This window comes from Kitasatospora sp. NPDC096147 (assembly GCF_044763225.1).
Classification (GTDB): Bacteria; Actinomycetota; Actinomycetes; order Streptomycetales; family Streptomycetaceae; genus Kitasatospora.
In genome coordinates, this window is record NZ_JBIWFX010000007.1 from 93,589 (window position 1) to 115,827 (window position 22,239).

General features: G+C 77.4%; 2 protein-coding genes. Both read left to right on the plus strand.

Features of this window, described 5'->3' with window-relative positions:
• Nucleotides 1–64: 64 nt before the first annotated feature.
• A complete protein-coding gene (locus tag ACIRBX_RS22690; protein WP_402298895.1) occupies nucleotides 65–14,458 on the plus strand; it encodes an amino acid adenylation domain-containing protein in 14,394 nt (4,797 codons plus the stop codon).
• Nucleotides 14,455–22,002, plus strand: coding sequence for an amino acid adenylation domain-containing protein (locus ACIRBX_RS22695; protein WP_402298896.1), 7,548 nt, complete (start codon nucleotides 14,455–14,457; stop codon nucleotides 22,000–22,002). The genes ACIRBX_RS22690 and ACIRBX_RS22695 overlap by 4 nt, the downstream gene beginning before the upstream one ends.
• Nucleotides 22,003–22,239 lie beyond the last annotated feature (237 nt).

The following is a 22,239-nucleotide window of genomic DNA, read 5'->3' on the forward strand; positions in this document are numbered from 1 at the left end:
GACCGGTGCCTCGCGGCCATTCTCCATTCACCCATTCGAAAACCTCATCGGAGGTGTCGTCGGCATGCCCGAAAACAGCCCTGCCCGCCCGGCCGGAACCGCTGCGGACCGCTTCGCCCTGACCGCCGCTCAAGAAGGTGTGTGGTACGGCCAATCCGTCGACCCCGGCAGTCCGAAGTACAACATCGCGGAGCGCCTGGAGATCAGAGGAAAGCTCGACGGGAGACTCTTCGCGGCGGTGCTGAACCGCGTGGTCCACCACTGCGACAGCCTCAACGCCGTGTACGGGAGCGAGGACGGGCGCCCCTACCAGCGGGTGGCCCGCCCGGCCGAGGTGGCCGACCGGCTGCGCCTGGTCGACCTCACCGACCGGCCGGACCCGCTCGCGGCGGCCGAGCGGTACATGGCCGAGGACCTGGCCTCCGTCGACGACCTGACGGCGCCCGTGCACCACTTCGCCCTGCTCCGGCTCGGGCCGGAGCTTCACCACTGGTACACCCGCTACCACCACCTCGGCATGGACGGCATGAGCGGTGCGCGGGTGGCCCGGACGGTGGCCGAGGTGTACACCCGGGTGGCGGCCGGCGAGGACCTCGATGCGATCGCGCTGCCCGACGGGTCGCTGCGGGCGCTGGTGGCGGAGGAGGCGGAGTACCGCGCCTCGGCCCGCTACCAGGCCGACCGGGCGTTCTGGACGGAGCGGCTGGCCGGGCGGACGGGTGCCCCCGGCCGGGAGGCGGCGGACCCGGAGGACGGCGGCTTCCCGCTGCTGCGCCGGCGGACCGACCTGCCCGCCGGGGGCACCCGTCCGCCCGGCCAGGCTCTGCACACCGGCGAGACGCTGCCGCTGCCGGTCTTCGACGGCCTGCGGCGGCTGGCCACGGCGGGCCGCACCACCTGGAGCGCCGTGCTGGTCGCGGCGCTCGCCGCGTACACCGGGCGGGTCACCGGCCGGCGCGAGGTGTGCGTGGGCCTGGCCTCGCACGGGCGGGCCGCCGGGCTGCGGGAGGCGATCGGCATGACCGCCACCGTGCTCCCGGTGCCGCTGGTGCTCACCCCCGGGCAGACCGTCGAGGGCCTGGTGCGCGCCGTCGCCGCCGAGATGCGCGGGGCCCTGCGGCACCGCCGCTTCTCGCGCGAGCAGGTGGCCCGTGAACTGCACCGGGGCGACGGCGCGGCGCAGTTGACCGACCTCGTGGTGAACGTCATGGGGTACGAGTACGGCCTCGACTTCGCGGGCAGCCCGGCCACCTCCCGGGTGCTCTCGATCGGGCCGGTGGACGACGTCTCGCTGTTCCTCGCCGAGCGGGCCGAGGGCACCGGGCCGCTGATCGGCTTCGACACCGATCCCGAGCGCTACCACCCCGAGGACGTCCGGCTGCACCAGCAGGCCGTGATCGGCTTCCTGACCGCCTTCGCCGCCGCCGACGCCGACACCCCGGTCGACGACCTCCCGCCGGCCGACGCCGCGTCCGCGGCGGCCCTGCTCGACCTCGGCCGGGGCACCGCGCTGCCCGCCACCGCGACGGCTGGCAGCCTGCCGGAGGCGTTCGCGGCGCGGGTGCGCAGCGCGCCCGAGGCGCCGGCCGTGGCCGACGGCCCGCTGACCCTGACGTACCGTCAACTGGAGCTGGCCGCCGCCGACCTGGCCGGCCGGCTGACCGGCGCGGGCGTGGGCCCGGAGGACGGCGTCGGCGTGCTGCTCGGCCGCTCGGCCGCCGTGGTGACCGCCTCGCTCGGGGCGGTCACCGCCGGGGCCGCCTACGTGCCGATGGACGCCGCCTGGCCGGCGGACCGGCTGGACCGAGTCACCGGGATCGGCCGGGTCCGCGCGCTGGTGGTGGACGAGGAGACGGCCGGCAGCGACTGGGTCAAGGGCGCGGCCGAGCGGCTGCCGGTACTGGTGGTCAACCGGCTCGGCACGGTGCTGCGCGGCGCCCCCGACCGCCCGGGCCCGCTGCCCGGCCCGATCCACCCCGCCCGGCTGGCCTACACCGTCTTCACCTCCGGCTCCACCGGCCTGCCCAAGGGCGTCGGCGTCACGCACGCCGACGTGCTCGCACTGGCCGCCGACGCCGCCTGGACGGACGGCGCCTGCGCGGCCGTGCTGATGCACTCGGCCTACGTCTTCGACGCCTCCACCTTCGAGATCTGGGCCCCGCTGCTGACCGGCGGCCGGGTGGTGGTCGCCCCGCCCGGAGTGCCGGACGCCCGGGCGCTGGCCGGGGCGGTCGCCCGGGACGGCGTGAGCGCGGTCTTCCTGACCACGGCCCTGTTCAACGAGATAGCCCGGACCGACCCGGCCGCCTTCGCCGGCCTGCGGGTGGTCGCGGCGGGCGGCGAGGCCGCCTCGCCGGAGCTGATGCAGCGCACCGCCGCAGCCGCCCCCGACACCCGGGTGCTGCACGTCTACGGCCCCACCGAGACCACCACCTTCGCCAGCCGCCACCCCGTCCACCCGGACGCCGCCGGGGTGCCGCCGATCGGCGGGGCCCTGGACGGCGTGCGCCTGTACGTGCTGGACGACGCGCTCCGCCCGGTGCCCGCCGGGGTGGTCGGCGAGCTCTACGTCGGCGGCACCGGCGTGGCCCGGGGCTACCTGGCCCGGCCCGGCCTGACCGCCACCCGCTTCCTGGCCGACCCGTACGCGCCCGACGGCGCCCGGATGTACCGCACCGGCGACCTGGTCCGGTGGACCGGGGAGGGCGCCGTCGAGTACGTCGGCCGGGGCGACGGCCAGGTCAAGCTGCGCGGCTTCCGGATCGAGCCTGCCGAGATCGAGAACGCGCTGCTCGCCCTCCCCGGCGTCCGGGACGCCCGGGTGCTGGTCCGCGAGGACGTCCCGGGCAACCCCCGGCTCGTCGGCTACGTGGTGCCGGCCCCCGGCGCCCACCCGGACGCCGCCGGACTCGGGCGCTCGCTCGCCCGGGTGCTGCCCGCCTACCTGGTGCCCGCCGCCTACGTGCTGCTGGACGCCCTGCCGCTGAACGCGAACGGCAAGCTCGACCGGCAGGCGCTGCCCGCGCCGCAGACCCCCGCCGCCGGGTCCTCTCGGCCGCGCACCGCGCGGGAGGAGGTGCTCGCCGGCCTGTTCGCCGAGGTGCTCGGCCTGCCCTCGGTGGGCGTCGATGACGACTTCTTCGCGCTCGGCGGCCACTCGCTGCTGGCCACCCGCCTGGTCGCCCGGATCCGTACCGCCACGGGCGCCGAGACCGCCCTGCGCGAGGTCTTCGAGCACCGCACGGTGGCCGGCCTGGCCGCCGCACTGGAGACGGCGGGCCCGGTCCGCCCGGCCGTCACCGCCGGCCCCCGGCCCGATCCGGTGCCGCTCTCCTCCGCCCAGCGCCGGCTGTGGTTCCTCAACCAGGCGGAGGGCGCGGACGCCACCTACAACCTCCCGCTGGTGCTCGCCCTGGACGGGCCGCTGGACACCGAGGCACTGCGCGGTGCGTTCGCCGACCTGCTCGCCCGGCACGAGAGCCTGCGCACCCTGCTGCCCGAACGGGACGGCACCCCACGGCAGTCGGTGCTCGACGCGCGGGCCGCCGCGGTGCTCCTCCCGCTCACCGTCGAGACGCCCCCGCCCGGCGAGCCGGCCGAGGCCTGGGCCGAGGCCGAGGCCGCCCGGCTGGCCGCCGCGCCGTTCGACCTCACCACCGACCTCCCGGTGCGGGCCCGGCTGCTGCGGACCGGGCCGGACCGGCACGTGCTGGTCCTGGTGCTGCACCACGTCAGCGCGGACGGCTGGTCACTGGCCCCGCTCTGCCGCGACCTGGCCGCCGCCCACCGGGCCCGGACCACGGGCACCGCCCCGGACCGGCCGGCCCTGCGGGTGCAGTACGCCGACTACGCCCTCTGGCAGCGGGAGCTGCTCGGCGGCGCGGACGACCCGCAGAGCCTGACGTCGCGCCAGCTCGCCTTCTGGCAGGGCGCCCTGGCCGGTGCGCCGGAGCTGCTGCCGCTGCCGCTGGACCGGCCGCGCCCGGCCCAGGCCGGCCACCGGGGCGGGACGGTCCCGTTCGAACTGCCCGCCGAGACCCACGCGGGCCTGCTCCGGGTGGCCCGGGAGTCCGGCTGCACGCCGTTCATGGTGCTCCAGGCCGCGCTCGCCGTCACCCTGCACGCGCACGGCGCCGGGACGGACGTGCCGATCGGCACCGCGCTGGCCGGACGCACGGACCAGGCACTGGAGGAGCTGGTGGGCTTCTTCGTCAACACCGTGGTGCTCCGCACCGACCTGGGCGGCGATCCGAGCTTCCGTCAGCTCCTGGGCCGGGTGGCCGCGTTCGACCTGGCGGCCTTCGACCATGCCGACCTGCCGTTCGAGCGCCTGGTCGAGCACCTCAACCCGGAGCGCTCGGCCGGGCACCACCCGCTGTTCCAGACCATGCTGGTGCTGCAGAACCAGCAGCAGGCCGGGCTCGACCTGCCGGGCGTCACGGTCCGGGACCTGACCCGGCACCCCGGGACCAGCAAGTTCGACCTGACCTTCTCGCTGACCGAGACGGCCGGCGCGGGCCTCGGCGGGTACCTGGAGTACGCCACCGACCTGTTCGACCGCCGCACCGCCCGCGCCTTGGCGGACGGCTTCGTGCAGGTGCTGGCCGAGGCGGTGGCCGATCCGGACCGGACGGTCGGCGCGCTCGACCCGCTCACCCCGCAGGACCGGGCCCGGGTGCTGGCGGCCGGCCGGGGCCAGGACCGCCCGCTGCCCACCCGGACGGTGCCCGAGCTGATCGCGGACCGGGCGGCCCGCACGCCGGACGCACCCGCCGTCCGGGACGCCGAACGGCGGCTCGGCTACGGCGAGTTGGACACCCGGGCCGATGCGCTGGCCCGGGTGCTGCGCGGGCGCGGCGCCGGGCCGGGCACGCTGGTCGCGCTCGCCGTCCCGCCGTCCGTGGACACGGTGGTCGCCATGCTGGCCGTGCTGCGCACCGGCGCCGCGTACGTCCCCGTCGACCCCGACTACCCGCCCGCCCGGGTGCGGCAGATGCTGGCGGACGCCCGGCCGGTGCTGCTGCTCACCGGGGCCGGAGCGGAGGCCGTCCCGGCGCACGGCACCCCCCGGCTCTCCCTCACCGAGGCCTTCGAGGCGGCCACCGGGACCACCGAGGCCTTCGAGGCGGCCACCGGGACCACCGAGGCCTTCGAGGCGGCCACCGGGACCACCGAGGCCTTCGACGCGGCCACCGGGACCACCGAGGGCCGACCGGTCCGCCCGGAGCCCGGGGACCCGGCCTACGTCATCTACACCTCCGGCTCGACCGGCCGCCCCAAGGGCGTGGTGATCCCGCACCTGGCGCTGGCCAACCACATGGCCTGGCTCGCCGACCACCTCGAACTCACCTCCGCCGACCGGGTGCTGGCCCGGACCTCGACCAGCTTCGACGCCTCGGTCTGGGAGCTGTGGCTGCCGCTCACCCGGGGCGCCGAGGTGTGCGTGACCCCGGCCGGGGCCAACCGCGAGCCGCGCGAGCTGCTCGCCTGGATGCGCCGCTTCGACGTGACGGTGGCTCAGTTCGTGCCCTCCCACCTGGCCCTGCTGCTGGCCGACGCCCCGGTGGACGCCGCACCGGCACCGGGACTGCGGGCCGTGCTGTGCGGCGGCGAGGCCCTGCCGCGTGCCCTCGCGGAGGCCGTCGCCGACCGCTGGGACGCGCAGGTGCACAACCTGTACGGGCCGACCGAGGCGACCATCGACGCCACCGCCCACCGCCTCGACCACCCCGGCACCCCGGGCGCGTCCGGCGGCTCGGTGCCGATCGGACGCCCGGTCGACACCATGCGCGCCTACGTGCTGGACGCTCGGCTGCGCCCCGTACCGCCGGGCGTCACCGGCGAGTTGTACCTCTCCGGCCCCAACCTCGCGCTCGGCTACCTCGACCGCCCGGGCCTCACCGCCGCCCGCTTCGTCGCGGACCCCTTCGAGGCGCCCGGCACCCGGATGTACCGCACCGGTGACCTGGCGCGGTTCGACGCCGACGGCCTGCTCCACCACGTGGCCCGGGCCGACGACCAGGTCAAGCTGCGCGGCTTCCGGATCGAGCCCGGCGAGGTGGCGGCGGCCCTGCTGGAGCTGCCCGGGGTGGCAGCCGCCTGCGCCGTGGTCCGCGAGGACCACCCCGGCCGGCCCCGCCTGGTCGCCTACGCCGTGCCGGCCGAGCCCGCGCCGCCCACCACGGCCGCCCCGACCACCGCACCCGCCCCGACCGCCACCGCCCTGCGGGACGCGCTCGCCGCCGTGCTGCCCCACCACCTGGTGCCCGACACCGTGGTCCTGCTGGCCGGGCTGCCGCTGCTGCCCAACGGCAAGGTGGACCGCCGCGCCCTGCCCGCACCGGACGACACCCCGGCGCCGCCCGCCGGGCGGCGCCCGCACACCCTGCGGGAGGACCTGCTCGCCGGGATCTTCGCCGAGGTACTGGAGCGCCCCTCGGTGGGCGCCGAGGAGAGCTTCTTCGACCTCGGCGGGCACTCGCTGCTGGCGATGCGAGTGGTCAGCCGGATCCGCGCCGTGCTCGGCGCGGACCTCGCCGTCCGCACCCTGTTCGAGCACCCGACCGCCGCCGAGCTGGCCCGGGTGCTGGCCCCGGCGGCGCCCGCCCGGCCCGCCCTCGCCCGGGCGGCCCGCCCCGATCCGCTGCCGCTCTCGGCCGCGCAGGGCCGGCTCTGGTTCCTCAACCGGATGGAGGGCCCCGGCTCGACCTACAACCTCCCGCTGGTGCTCGAACTGCGCGGCACCCTCGACCCGGACGCGCTGCGCGCGGCACTGCGCGACGTGGTCGAGCGGCACGAGGCCCTGCGCACGGTCTTCCCCGAACAGGGCGGCGCCCCGTGCCAGCTGGTGCTGCCCGCCGAGACCGCCGCGCCCCGGCCGCCGGTGGAGAGCACCGCCCCCAAGGACCTGGACGCGACCGTGCTGGCCACCGTCGCCGAGCCCTTCGACGTGCTCACCGACCCGCCGCTGCGGGCCCGGCTGCTGCGCGCCGCGCCCGAGCACCACGTGCTGGTGCTGGTGCTGCACCACATCGCGGGCGACGGCTGGTCGCTCGGCCCGCTGACCCGGGACCTGGCCGCCGCCTACCGGGCCCGGCTGGCCGGTCCGGACGCCCCGGCACCGCTCCCGGCGCTGCCGCTCCAGTACGCCGACTACACCCTCTGGCAGCGCGAACTGCTGCGCGAGGACGGCGAGCTGCTGCCCCGTCAGCTGGACCACTGGCGCACCGCGCTGGCCGGCCTGCCGGCCCTGCTCGACCTGCCGCTCGACCACCCCCGCCCGGCCGTCGCGGACCCGCGCGGCGCGGTGGTGGAGTTCGAGCTGCCGCCCGCCCTGCACACCGCGCTGCTCGACCTCGCGCGGACGGCCGGCAGCACCCTGTTCATGGTGCTCCAGGCAGCGGTGGCCGCGCTGCTGCACCGGCACGGCGCGGGCGAGGACGTGCCGCTCGGCACGCCGGTGGCCGGGCGCACCGAGGAGGCGGTCGAGGACCTGGTCGGCTTCTTCGTCAACACGCTGGTGCTCCGCACCGACCTCGGCGGAGACCCGACCTTCCGCGAACTCCTGTGCCGAGTACGGGAGTTCGACCTCGCCGCGTTCGCCCACCAGGACGTGCCGTTCGAGCGGCTGGTGGAGGCGCTGAATCCGGCCCGGGCCACCGACCACCACCCGCTGTTCCAGACCATGGTGGTGCTGCAGAACCAGGGGACGGCCCGTCCCGAACTGCCCGGCCTCACCGTCGAACAGCGCCTGGTGCACAACGGCCTGAGCAAGTTCGACCTCACCTTCTCGTTCGGCGAGGATCCGGACTCCGGCGGTGTGCTCGCCGGGGGCATCGAGTACGCCACGGCGCTGTTCGACCGCGCCACCGCCGAGGCGCTGGCCGCCCGGCTGGTCCGGCTGCTGGAGCAGGCGGTGGCCGCACCGGACGACCGGGTCTCCGGCTACGACCTGCTCACCGCCGAGGAGCGCCGCCGGGTCGCGCACTGGAGCGCCGCGCACCCACTGCCGGTGGCCGACCGCACCCTGCCCGCACTGTTCACCCGGCAGGCCCACCGCACCCCCGGCGCGACCGCCGTCACCGACGGAGCACTCACCCTCACGTATGCCGAACTCGGCCTGCTGTCCGCCGAGTTGGCCATGGTCCTGGCCGCCCACGGGATCGGCCCGGAGGACGCCGTCGGCGTGCTGCTCGGCCGCTCGGGCGCCGTGGTGACGGCCTCGCTCGGCACCGTCCGGGCCGCCGCCGCGTACGTCCCGCTGGACGCCCGCTGGCCCGTCGAGCGGCTGGACCGGGTCGCCGCGGTGGCCCGGCCCCGGCTGCTGCTGGTCGACGAGGAGAGCGCCACCGCCCCGTGGGTGGCCGCGCAGGCCGCCACCCTGCCGGTGGTGGTGCTGGACCGGCTCGGCCGGGTGCTGCGCGGCGGGCCCGCGCGGCGTGGCCGCCCGGCGGCCCTTCCCGGCCCGGAGGCGCTGGCGTACGTGATGTTCACCTCCGGCTCCACCGGCCTGCCCAAGGGCGTCGGCGTCTCGCACGCCGACGTGGCCGCGCTGGCCGCCGACACGGCCTGGGCGGACGGCGCCGCCGACGCGGTGCTGATGCACTCCGCGTACGTCTTCGACGCCTCCACCTTCGAGATCTGGGCGCCGCTGCTGAACGGCGGCCGGGTGGTGGTCGCCCCGGACGGGCCGCTGGAGGCCCGCACCCTGGACGCCGCCGTGCACGACCACGGGGTGACGGCGATCTTCCTGACCACCGCCCTGTTCAACGTGATCGCGGAGACCGACCCGGGCGCCTTCGCCGGTCTGCGGGTGGTCTGCGCGGGCGGCGAGCTGGCCTCCCCGGACGCCATGCAGCGGGTCGCCGCCACCGCCCCCGACACCCGGGTGCTGCACGTCTACGGCCCCACCGAGACCACCACCTTCGCCACCCGGTACACCGTCACCGCCGGGCTGCCGGCCGGGCCGCCGCCGATCGGCCGCCCGCTGGACGGCATGCGGCTGCACGTGCTGGACGCCGCGCTGGCCCCGGTGCCGCCCGGCGTGGTCGGTGAGCTGTACCTCGCCGGCCGGGGCGTCGCCCGTGGCTACCTCGGCCGGCCCGGCCTGACCGGCACCCGTTTCGTCGCCGACCCGTTCGCCGCCGACGGCAGCCGGATGTACCGCACCGGCGACCTGGTCCGCTGGACCCCGGACGGGCAGATCGCCTACCAGGCCCGGGCCGACGGCCAGGTCAAACTCCGCGGCTACCGGATCGAGTTGGGCGAGGTCGAGGGGGCGCTGTCGGCCCACCCCGAGGTGGCCGACGCCTTCGCCCTGGTCCGCGAGGACCTGCCCGGCGACCGCCGGCTGGTCGCCTACGTGGTGCCCGTGGCCGGAGCCGCCCCCGACCCGGCCGCGCTGGCCGGGGAGCTCGCCCGGGTGCTGCCCGGCTACCAGGTGCCGTCCGCGATCGTGCCGCTGGCCGCGCTCCCGCTCACCCCGAACGGGAAGGTGGACCGGGCGGCCCTGCCCGCCCCCGCGCAGGCCGCCACCGGCCGGGCGCCGCGCACCGTCCGCGAGGAGGTGGTCTGCGCGGTCTTCGCCGATCTGCTGGGCCGTCAGGCGGTCGGCGCCGACGACGACTTCTTCGCCCTCGGCGGCCACTCCCTGCTGGCCACCCGGCTGGCCGCCCGGCTGCGCGCGGTGCTGGACGTGGAGACCGAGGTGCGCACCGTCTTCGAGCACCCCACCCCGGCCCGGCTGGCCGCCGCGCTGGACGCCGCCGGGACGGCCCGGGCCCGCCTGACGCGGGCCGCCCACCGGCCGGACCCGATGCCGCTCTCGGCCGCCCAGCGGCGCCTGTGGTTCCTGCACCGCTTCCAGGGCCCGAGCGCCACCTACAACGTGCCGCTGGTGCTCCGGCTGGACGGCCCGCTGGACGCCGACGCCCTCGCCTCGGCGCTCACCGACGTGGTCGGCCGGCACGAGAGCCTGCGCACCGTCTTCCCGGACACCGGGGGAGTGCCGAGCCAGCGGGTGCTGGACGCGGCGGGCGCCGACCTCGACCTGACGCCCCGTCCGGTCGATCCGGCCGGCCTGGCCGCCGCGCTCACCGCCGAGACCGCCCACGCCTTCGACGTGAGCGTCGAGCGCCCCGTCCGGGCCCGGCTGCTGCGCCTGAGCCCCGACGCGCACGTGCTGGTGCTGCTGCTGCACCACATCGCCGGGGACGGCTGGTCCCTGGAGCCGCTCGCCCGCGACCTGGGCACCGCCTACCGGGCCCGCACCGGGGGAGCGGCCCCCGACTGGCCCGAGCTGCCCGTCCAGTACGCCGACTACACCCTCTGGCAGCAGGCCCTGCTCGGCGAGGAGGACGACCCGGCGGCCCCGGCCGCCCGCCAACTCGCCTTCTGGCGCGAGGCGCTGGCCGGTCTGCCGGACCTGACCGACCTGCCGCTGGACCACCCGCGCCCGGCCGTCGCCTCCCACCGGGGCGAGGCGTTCGCCTTCCCGGTTGACGCGCGGGTGCACGGCCTGCTGGCCGAGCTGGCCCGCTCGCGCGGCAGCAGCGTCTTCATGGTGCTCCAGGCGGCGCTGGCCGTGCTGCTCCGGGCGCACGGCGCGGGCGAGGACGTGCCGCTCGGCACGCCGGTCGCCGGACGCACCGACGAGGCGCTGGACGACCTGGTCGGCTTCTTCGTCAACACCCTGGTGCTCCGCACCGACCTGAGCGGTGACCCGACCTTCGACGAAGTCCTGGAGCGGGTGCGGGAGTTCGACCTCGCCGCGTACGCCCACCAGGACGTGCCGTTCGAGCGGCTGGTGGACGCCCTGGAGCCGGAGCGCACCGAGAGCCGGCACCCGCTCTTCCAGACCATGCTGGTGCTGCAGAACCAGGCGGGCGCGGCGGTCGAGCTGCCCGGCCTGACGGTGACGGAGCAGCAGGTGCGCACCGGCATCAGCAAGTTCGACCTCACCTTCACCTTCACCGAGCGCCGCGACGACCACGGGCGGCCCGCCGGGCTGGACGGCACGCTGGAGTACGCCACCGACCTGTTCGAGCCCGCCACCGCCCGCGCGCTGGCCGCCCGGCTGGTCCGGCTGCTCGGCGAGCTCTGCGCCGACCCGGGCCGACGGGTCGCCGAGGCCACCGTGCTCGGGCCCGAGGAGCGGGCCGCCGTGCTGGCGGACGGCCGGGGCCGGATCCGCCCGGTGCCGGAGCGCACCGTGCCGGAGGCCTTCCGGGCCCAGCGCGACCGCACGCCCGACGCGCTCGCGGTCCGGGACGGCGAGCGCAGCCTGACCTTCGCCGAACTCGACGCCCGCTCCGACGACTTGGCGCGGCTGCTGCACGGCCGGGGGGTCCGGCGCGGGGACGTGGTGGCACTCGCCCTGCCCGGCACCGCCCACCAGGTGGTGGCGATGCTGGCGGTGGCCAAGGCCGGTGCGGCCTGGCTGCCGCTGGACCCCGAGCACCCCGAGGCCCGGCTCCGGTCGGTGGTCGAGGACGCCCGGCCGGTCCTGCTGGTCACCACCGTCCGGGGGCTGGCGGGGCTGCCCGCCATGCCGCTCCCGGTGCTCACCGTGGACGGCACCCACCCGGCCCCGCCGCTGGAGCCGACCGCCGCCGACCGCCCCGGCCCGCTGGACGCCGCGTACGTCATCCACACCTCCGGCTCCACCGGCCGCCCCAAGGGCGTGCTGGTCACCCACGCCGCGCTCGTCAACCACATGGCCTGGATCGCCGACCACCTGGAACTCGGCGAGCAGGACCGGGTGTTGGCCCGGACCTCGCCGAGCTTCGACGCCTCGGTCTGGGAGACCTGGCTGCCGCTGCTGCACGGCGGCGCCACCTGCCCGGTGCCGCCGGAGCTCACCCAGGACCCGGCCGCCCTGCTGGCCCGGATGCGGGCCGAGGAGGTGACGGTGGCCCAGTTCGTGCCTTCGCTGCTGGCCCTGGTGCTCGGCGAGACCGAGCGGCAGCAGCCGCCGGCCGCGCTGCGGGCCGTGCTGTGCGGCGGCGAGCCGCTGCCGGTGGCGCTGGCCGAGCGCACCGCCCGGGCCTGGAACGTCGAGGTGCACAACCTCTACGGGCCGACCGAGGCCACCATCGACGCCACCGCCCACCGCTACCGCGCCGACGACCCGGCCGGGTCGGGCACGGTGCCGCTGGGCCGGCCCGTCGACAACACCCGGGCGTACGTCCTGGACGGCGCCCTGCACCCCGTACCCGCCGGTGTGGCGGGCGAGTTGTACCTCGCCGGGGACGGCCTGGCGCGCGGCTACCTCGGCCGGCCCGGCCTGACCGCGGGGCGGTTCGTCGCCGACCCGTTCGCCGCCGACGGCAGCCGGATGTACCGCACCGGCGACCTGGTGCGGCGCGCTGCGGACGGCCGGCTCGGCTATCTGGGCCGGGCCGACGACCAGGTGAAGCTGCACGGCGTGCGGATGGAGCCCGGCGAGATCGAGGCCGCGCTGACCTCGGTCGAGGGCATCGGCGCCGCCTGCGTGCTGGTCCGCGAGGACCGGCCGGGGGAGCACCGCCTGGTCGCCTACACCGTGCCCGCCTCCGGTAGCACCGCCGTCCCCGGGGACGCCGAGCTGCGCGCCCGGCTGGCCGCCGCGCTGCCGCCCACCATGGTGCCCGCCGTCTTCGTCCGGCTGGACGCCCTGCCGCTGCTGCCCAACGGCAAGACCGACCGGCGGGCACTGCCCGCCCCGGCCCAGCCCGCCGCCCCCGCCGACCGCCCCGGCGGCCTGCCCAGGACGGAGCGCGAGCGGGTCCTGTGCGCGGCCTTCGCCTCGGTGCTGCGGCTGCCCGCGGTGCGCACCGACGACGACTTCTTCGCGCTCGGCGGCGACAGCATCCTCTCCATCCAACTGGTCAGCCGGGTCCGGGAGTCCGGGCTGCGGATCACTCCCCGGGAAGTCTTCCGGGACCGTACGCCCGAGGCGCTCGCCGCAGTGGCCGAGGAGGCTTCCGCACCCGCCGCCGCCACGGCCGACGACGGGGTGGGCAGCATGCCGCCCACCCCCATCGCGGCCTGGTTCCTGGACCGCCCCGGCCCCACCGACGGCTACCACCAGTCCGCCGTGCTGCGCACCCCCGCCGACGCCGACCAGGCCCGGCTGACCGCCGCGCTGCAGACCCTGGTCGACCACCACGACGCGCTCCGGCTGCGGGTGGTCCGCACCGCCGGGCGGGCGCCCGTCCTGGAGACCCTGCCCCGGGGCACCGTGCGGATCGCGGCCCGGCTCACCCGGATCGACACCGCCGGCTACGACGAGGAGAAGGTCCGCACCGTCCTCACCGAGGCGGGCGAGCGGGCCCGGGACCGCCTGCGGCCCGCGCACGGCGAGGTGGTGGAGGCGGTCTGGGCCGACGCCGGCCCCGGGGTGCCCGGTCGGCTGCTGCTGCTCGTCCACCACCTGGCGGTGGACGCGGTGTCCTGGCGGGTCCTGGTGGAGGACCTCGCCACCGCCTGGCGCGGCGGCGCGCTGCCGCCCGTCACCACCTCCTACCGGGCCTGGGCCCGCCTGCTGGCCGACGCCGCCGAGCAGGGCACCCGGGCCGCCGAGCTGCCCCGCTGGGAGGCCCAGGCGCGCGCCGTGGCCCCGCCGCTCGGCCGTGGTCCGCTGGACCCGGCCCGCGACACCGCGGCCCGGGCCCGGACCCTGACGACCCGTCCGGCCGGAGCCGCCACCGAGGCCCTGCTCGGCGCCGTCCCCACCGCCTTCCACGCCGGGGTGGACGACGTGCTGCTCGCCGCCCTGACCCTGGCCCTGCGCCGGGCCCTGCTCGGGGAGCACGGCGACGGCGTGCTGATCGACCTGGAGAGCCACGGCCGGGAGCAGCTCACCGCCGACCTCGACCTCTCCCGCACGGTCGGCTGGTTCACCAGCCTCCACCCCGTGCTGCTCGACCCGGGCCCGGCGGACCCGCGCCACCCGGACGGCCTGGACGCCGCCGTGCTGGACCGCGCCGTCAAGCGGGTCAAGGAGCAGTTGCGGGCCGTCCCCGACCACGGCGTCGGGTACGGCGTGCTGCGCCACCTCGACCCGGTGGCCGGGGCCCGGCTGGCCGGTGCGCCCGAGCCCCGGGTGGGCTTCAACTACCTGGGCCGGTACGCCGCCGGGGCGGACGACGGCGCCGACTGGGCGGTGCTCCCGGACGGCGGTGCCCCGGCCCCGCAGGACCCGGAGATGGCGCTGCACCACGTGCTGGACATCAACGCCCACACCGAGGACGGCCCGGCCGGCCCCCGGCTGGTGGTGCGCTGGACCTGGGCACCCGACCTGCTCGACGAGGCGGAGGTCACCGCCCTGGCGGAGACCTTCGACCGGACCCTGCGCGCGATGGCCGACCACGCGCGGCAGCCCGGCGCGGGCGGCCTGACGCCGTCCGACCTCCCCCTGGTCAGCCTCGACCAGGCCCAACTCGACCGACTGAAGACCAAGTGGGGTGGACGCGCATGACCGGCTTCGAACTCGAGGACGTCCTTCCTCTGACGCCCCTTCAGGAGGGCATGCTCTTCCACGCGCTGTACGACCGCGCCGCCGTGGACGTCTACACCGCGCAGTTCGTCCTCACCCTGGAGGGCACCGTCGACCCGGCCGCCCTGCGGGCCGCCGTCGCCGCGCTGCTGCACCGGCACGCCAACCTCCGGGTCGGCTTCCTGCACGAGGACCTGGACCAGCCGGTGCAGGCGGTGGCCGCCCGGGTGGCCGCGCCGCTGCACACCGAGGACCTGACGGCCGGCGAGGGCGGCGCGGAGGGCGCCGCCGGGCGGCTGCGCGCCTTCCTGGCCGCCGACCGGGTGCGGCGCTTCGACCTGGACGACCCGCCGCTGATGCGCTTCGCCCTGCTGCGCACCGGCCCGGAGCAGCACCGGCTGGTGCTGACCAGCCATCACCTGCTGCTGGACGGCTGGTCGGTGCCGCTGCTGCTGCGCGAGCTGTTCGAGCTCTACGCGCACCACGGGGACGACTCCGGCCTGCCGCGCGTGACGCCGTACCGGGGCTACCTCGCCTGGCTGGCCGGCCAGGACCGGGCCGCCGCGCTCGACGCCTGGCGCACCGCGCTGGCCGGCCTGGACGGCCCCACCCTGCTGGCCGGGCCCGCCCCCACCCGGCCGTCCGGCTCCGGCCCGGACTCGGACGGCCGGGCCGGAGAGCTGCCGCAGACCGTGGTGGTGGAGCTGGACCAGGCCGCCACCGAGCGCCTGCGCGCCACCGCCAGGGCCCACCGGCTGACCCTCAACACCCTGGTCCAGGGCGCCTGGGGGCTGCTGCTGGCCCGGCTCACCGGCCGCGCCGACGTGGTCTTCGGCACCACCGTCTCCGGCCGCCCGCCCGAGCTGCCCGGCGTCGAGTCGATGATCGGACTGTTCATCAACACCGTGCCCGTCCGGCTCACCCTGCGCCCCGGCGAGACCCTGACCGAGCTGCTCACCAGGTTCCAGGACGAGCAGGCCCGCCTGCTCGGCAGCCAGTTCACCGGCCTCACCGAGATCCGGGGCACCACCGGGCTCGACACCCTCTTCGACACCCTCGCGGTCTTCGAGAACTACCCGCTGGACCAGGAGGGCCTGGCCGCCGCCGGCCGGTCCCTGCCCGGCCTGGCCGTCACCGGCATCGAGGGCCAGGACGCCGCCCACTACCCGCTGACCCTCACCGTCGCCCCCGGCGCCACCCTGCGGCTCACCCTCGCCCACCGCCCCTCCCTGCTGGACGGCGACCGGACGGCCCGGACCGCCACCCGGCTGCTGAGGCTGCTCACCACCCTGGCCGACGGCCTCGACGCCCCCGCCGACACCCTCCCCGTCCTGCTGGACGGCGAGGCCGAGGCCCTGCTCGCCGAGGGCACCGGCCGGGCCCTGCCGCCCGAGGTGGACCGCACCGACCTGGCGGAGGCCGTCGCCCGCCGGGCCGCCGCGCACCCGGACGCGATCGCCGTCACCGGCCCGGACGGCAGCCTGACGTACCGCCAGCTCGCCGACCGGGCAGACCTGCTGGCCCGCGCGCTGACCGGCCTGGCGGTCGCCCCCGAGGAGGGGGTCGGCCTGCTGCTCGGCCGCTCGCCCGCCCAGGTCACCGCCCCGCTCGGGGTGCTGCGGGCCGGCGCCGCCTACGTCCCGCTGGACCCGCGCTGGCCGGCCGAGCGGCTCGCCAGGGTCACCGCCGAGGCCGCGCCCCGCCTGCTGCTGGTCGACGCCGCCCACGCCGACCACCCCTGGGTCCGTGAACTCGGCCCCGGAGTCCGGGTCCTGACGCTGGACCGGACCGGCCGGGTGACCAGCGGGGGGCCGTACGCGCCCGGCCCGCTGCCCGGCCCCGCCGGGGGCGAGCGCCTGGCCTACGTGATGTTCACCTCCGGCTCCACCGGCCGCCCCAAGGGCGTCGGCGTCACCCACCGCGACATCGCCGCGCTGGCCGCCGACCGCACCTGGGAGCAGGACGGCGCGGGCGACGCGGTGCTGATGCACTCCGCCTACGCCTTCGACGCCGCCACCTTCGAGCTCTGGGTGCCGCTGCTGCGCGGCGGCCGGATCGTGCTCGCCCCCGACGGCGTGCTCCAGCCCGAGCAGCTGCGCGAGGCCGTCACCCGCCACGGCGCCCGCGCCGCCTTCCTCACCACCACGCTGTTCAACGTCTTCGCCGAGACCGACCCCGGCGCGCTCGGCCTGCTCCGGCTGGCCGCCGCCGGCGGCGAGGCCGCCGCCCCCGGCGTGCTCCAGCGGCTGGCCGCCGCCCACCCCGGCACCCGGGTCCTCAACGCCTACGGCCCCACCGAGGCGACCACCTTCGCCCTGCTGCACCACGTCCCGTCCGACGGCGCCCCCGACGGCGTCCCGCCGATCGGCCGCCCGCTGGACGGCGTCCGGGCCTTGGTCCTGGACGGCGCGCTGCGCCCCGTCCCCGACGGCGCCGAGGGCGAGCTCCACCTGGCCGGCCCCGGCGTGGCCCGCGGCTACCTCGGGCAGCCCGGCCCGACCGCCGCCCGCTTCGTCGCCGACCCGTTCGCCGCCGACGGCAGCCGGATGTACCGCACCGGAGACCTGGTGCGCCGTACCCCGGACGGCCGACTCGCCTACGTCGCCCGGGCCGACGCCCAGGTCAAGCTGCGCGGCCACCGCATCGAGCCCGGCGAGATCGAGGCCGCCCTGCGCGCCCACCCGTCCGTCCGGGCCGCCTGCGTCCTGGTCCGCGAGGACCGCCCGGGTGACCGCACACTGGCGGCGTACGTCGTCCCCGCCGCCGGCCGCACCGCCGACCCGGCCGAGCTGACCGCCCACCTGGCGGCCCGGCTGCCCGCCCACCTGGTGCCGGCCAGCGTGCAGCCGCTCCCGGCCCTGCCGATGACGGCCAACGGCAAGCTGGACCACGCCGCCCTGCCCGCCCCCGAGGCCGCCGCCGAGCCCGCCTCCCGGAGCCCGCAGGGGGCCCGGGAGGAGATCCTGGCCGGCCTGTTCGCCGACACCCTCGGCCGGGCCCGGGTCGGCGCCGAGGACAACTTCTTCGCGCTCGGCGGCAATTCGCTGCTCGCCACCCTGCTGGTCGGCCGGATCCGCGCCGCGCTCGGCACCGAGGCGCAGATCCGCACGCTCTTCGAGCACCCCACCGTCGCCGCCCTCGCCACCGCGCTCCAGGACGCCGACCGCCCGGCCCGCCCTGCCCTGACCGCCCGTCAGCACCCCGAGGAGCTGCCGCTCTCCTTCGCCCAGCAGCGGCTCTGGTTCCTGCACCGGCTGGACGGCCCCTCGGCGACGTACCACATCCCGTTCGCCGCCCGGCTCGACGGAGCGCTCGACCCGGACGCGCTGCGCCTGGCCCTGCACGACGTGCTCGCCCGGCACAGCGCCCTGCGCACCGTCTTCCCGGCCGGCCCGGCCGGGCCGGTGCAGCAGATCCTCACCCCCGAAGAACTCCGGCTGCCCTTCCTGACCGAGTCCACCGACGAGGACAAGTGCGCCGACCGGATCGCCGCCGCCGTGGCCGAGCCGATCGACGTCGAGCACGAACTCCCGCTGCGCGCGGTGCTGCTCCGACTCACCGAGCACAGCCACGTGCTGGTCCTGGTGCTCCACCACATCGCCGCCGACGGCTCCTCGCTCGCCCCGCTGCTCCGCGACCTCGGCGCCGCCTACCGGGCCCGGCTCGGCGGCGCCGCCCCCGCCTGGCACCCGCTGCCGGTCGACTACGCCGACTACACCCTCTGGCAGCGCGAGCTGCTCGGCGACGAACACGACCCGGACGGACCGGCGGCCCGTCAACTCGCCTTCTGGCGGCAGGCGTTGGCCGGCCTGCCGGAGCGGGTGGAGCTGCCCCGGGACCGCACGCAGCCCGCCGCACCCCAGCACGGGGGCGCCACCCACCACTTCACCGTCGGCCCGGACACCGCCGCCCGGATCGCCGCCCTGGCCCGGACCGGCCGGTGCAGCACCTTCATGGTCCTCCAGGCCGCCCTGGCCCTGCTGCTCTCCCGGCACGGCGCGGGCGAGGACGTGCCGCTGGGCACCGCCGTGGCCGGCCGCACCGACCAGGCCACCACCGACCTGGTCGGCTTCTTCGTCAACACCCTGGTGCTGCGCACCGACCTCAGCGGTGACCCGACCTTCGGTGAACTCCTCGACCGGGTCAAGGAGTTCGATCTCGCCGCGTACGCCCACCAGGACCTCCCGTTCGAGCGGCTGGTCGAGCTGCTCAACCCGGCCCGGGCCCAGCACCACCCGCTCTTCCAGACCATGCTGGTGCTCCAGAACCACACCCCGGCCGCGCCCGTGGACCTCCCCGGCCTCGCCGTCCGGCCGGTGCCGCTCGACCTCGGCGCCAGCAAGTTCGACCTCTCCTTCACCTTTGCCGAAACCCCGGGGACCTCGGGCGACGCCGACGGGCACGGCGCCCTGCTGGGGAGCGTCGACTACGCCACCGCGCTGTTCGACGCCGGGACCGTCCGCACCCTCGCCGACCGGCTGGTCCGCCTGCTCGACGCCGTCACCGCCGACCCGTCCCTGCCGCTGAGCGCCTACCAGGTGCTCGACCCCGCCGAGCAGGCCCGGCTCACCCGCTGGGGCACCGGCCCGCGCCCGGCCGAGGCCGCCACCGTCCCCGAGCTGTTCGCCCACTGGGTCCGCCGCACCCCCGACGCCCCGGCGGTCCGCGACCCGCACGGCACCCTGACGTACCGCCAACTCGACGCCCGCGCCGACGCCCTGGCCCGGCGGCTGACCGCCCGGGGGATCGGCCCCGAGGACCGGGTCGCGGTCGCCCTGCCCCGGGACGCCGGCCTGCCCGTCGCCCTGCTCGCCGTCCTCAAGGCCGGCGCCGCCTACCTCCCGCTGGACCCGGACTACCCGGCCGCCCGGCTGGCCCACATGCTCGACGACGCCGCACCCCGGCTGCTGCTCACCACCCCCGAGCTGCACCGCCGCCTGCCCGCCACCACCGTGGCCCACCTGTACCCGGGGACGGGTGACGACTCCTCGGCCCCGCTGCCGGTCGCCCGCCCCGAGCACCCCGCCTACGTCATCCACACCTCCGGCTCCACCGGCCGCCCCAAGGGCGTGGTGGTCACCCACCGGGGCGTGGCCGCGATGGCCGCCACCCAGCGCGAACGCCTCCGGGTCACCCCGGCCGCCCGCGTCCTGCACCTGGCCTCGGTCAGCTTCGACGCCGCGTTCTGGGAGCTCTCGATGGCCCTGCTCTCCGGTGCCTGCCTGGAGATCGACGCCCGGGAGGCGCTGCTGCCCGGCCCGGCCCTGGCCGACCGGGTGCGCGAGCACGGCATCACCCACCTGACCCTCCCGCCGGCCGCCCTCGCGGTGCTGCCGCCCGACTCGCTGCCCACCGGCACCACCCTGGTGCTGGCCGGCGAGGCCTGCCCGCCCGCACTGGCCCGCGCCTGGGCCCGGGGTCGGCACCTGGTGAACGCCTACGGCCCCACCGAGACCACCGTCTGCGCCACCATGAGCGGCTTCCAGCAGCCTGACGGCCCGTCGGCCCCCGACCGCACGGTGCCGATCGGCACCCCCGTCGACGGCACCCGGGTCCAGGTCCTGGACGACCGGCTGGCGCCCGTACCGCCGGGCGTGGTCGGCGAGTTGTACGTCTCGGGCGAGGGCCTGGCCCGGGGCTACCTCGGCCGGCCCGGGCTCACCGCCACCCGCTTCGTCGCCGACCCGGCCGACCCGGCGGGCGGGCGGATGTACCGCACCGGCGACCTGGCCCGGTGGACCGCGTACGGCGAGCTGGAGTACCACGGCCGGGTGGACGACCAGGTCAAGCTGCGCGGCTTCCGGATCGAACTCGGCGAGGTCGAGGCGGCGCTGACCGCGCTGCCCGGCATCGCCGCCGCCTGCGCCGCCGTCCGCGAGGACCACCCCGGGGACCCGCGCCTGGTCGCCTACACCGTGGCCGCCACCGGCCCGGACGGCGGCCCGTCCCCGGACGCCCCCGACGGCGAGCAGATCCGGGCGCTGCTGGCCGCCGTGCTCCCCGCCCACATGGTGCCCTCCGCCCACGTCCGCCTGGACGTCCTGCCGGTCACGCCCAACGGCAAGACCGACCGCCGCGCCCTCCCCGCCCCCACCGGGCCGCAGACCGCCGGACGCGGCCCGCGCACCGCCCACGAACGCGCCCTGGCCGAGGAGTTCGCCCGGACCCTCGGCCTCGCGGAGGTGAGCGCCACCGACGACTTCTTCGCCCTCGGCGGCCACTCGCTCAGCGCCGTCACCCTGGCCCGGCGGATCGAGCAGCGCTTCGGCCGGCGGCTGCCGCTGCGCGCGCTCTTCGAGGCCCCGACCGTCGAAGGCGTCGCCGCCCTCCTCGGCGACCCGGACTCCGCCCACCGTCCCGCCGCCGCACCGGTCGACTGGGCGGCCGAGGTCCGCCTCGCCGACGACGTCACCGGCACCGGCCGCACCCTCCGCCCGTCCGGGCGGCCCCTGCTCACCGGAGCCTCCGGCTTCCTCGGCGCCTACCTGCTCCGCGACCTGCTCGACACCACCGGAGCCCCCGTCGACTGCCTGGTCCGGGCCCGCGACGAGCACGACGGCGCGCACCGCCTGGAGGCCAACCTGCGCCACTACGGCCTCTGGCGGGACCACTACCGCGCCCTGATCCGCCCCGTCCCCGGCGACCTCGCCGCCCCCGGCCTCGGCCTCGACCCCGCCGCCCGGGCCGCCCTGGTCCGCCGCCTCGGGCCGGTGCTGCACAACGGCGCCCGCGTGCACTTCGCGGCCGGCTACCCCGAACTGCGCCCCGCCAACGTGGCCGGGACCGCCGAACTGCTGCGCCTGCTCGCCGACTCCGGCTCCACCGGCCTGCACCACGTCTCCACCACGGGCGTCCACGCGCCCACCGGAGAACCGGCCCGGATCACCGAGACGACCCCGACCGGCCCGGCCGAGGCGCTGCCCGACGGCTACTCACGGAGCAAGTGGGTCGCCGAGGGCCTGGTCGGCCTGGCCCGCGAGCGCGGCCTCCCGGTCACCGTCCACCGGCCCGGCCGGATCAGCGGCGACACCGTCACCGGCGCCTGCCAGGAGCACGACCTGCTCTGGCAGCTCATCAAGGGCTGCCTCCAGGCAGGCGCCGTCCCCGACCTGCCGCCCGGCTCCACCGGCTGGGTGCCGGTCGACCAGGTCAGCGCGGCGATCGTCGCGCTCCTCGGCGCCGAGCCGGACGGCACCGAGACCTTCCACCACACCCACCCCGACCCGCCCGGCCTGGACACCGTCCTCGAGACCGCCCGTACCCTCGGCCACCGCCTCGACGTGCTCCCCGCCGACCAGTGGCGCGCCACCGTCGCGGCGCTGCCCGGCAACGCCGCCCAACTCTTCCTCGGCGACCACGGCCCGGCCGCCCAGCCCGCCGAGGCCCGCCGGTTCGACTCCCGCCACACGGCCCGCACCGTCGCGGCCCTCGGCGTCGGACCGGCCGTCTTCACCGGGGAGGTGATCGCCCGTTACCTCGCCTACTTCCACCGCACCGGCTTCCTGCCCGCCCCCGAGCCCCGCTGACGGCGGCTCAGGACGACCCGCCGGATGACGCCCGGCCCGGCCCACCGGCAACGCACCGGTGGGCCGGGCTCACGGGCCCACGAACCGCCTCAGCTTCCGGGCTCACCCACCGGTTCACGCACCGTCAGCCGACCCCGGCGGAAATCCGGTGCCCTCCGGCCGGGGCGACGGGTAGAGTGCGCCCCATGTCGACCCCCCGGATCTCCTAGCTGCGGAACACGCGTCCACGCCACCCGT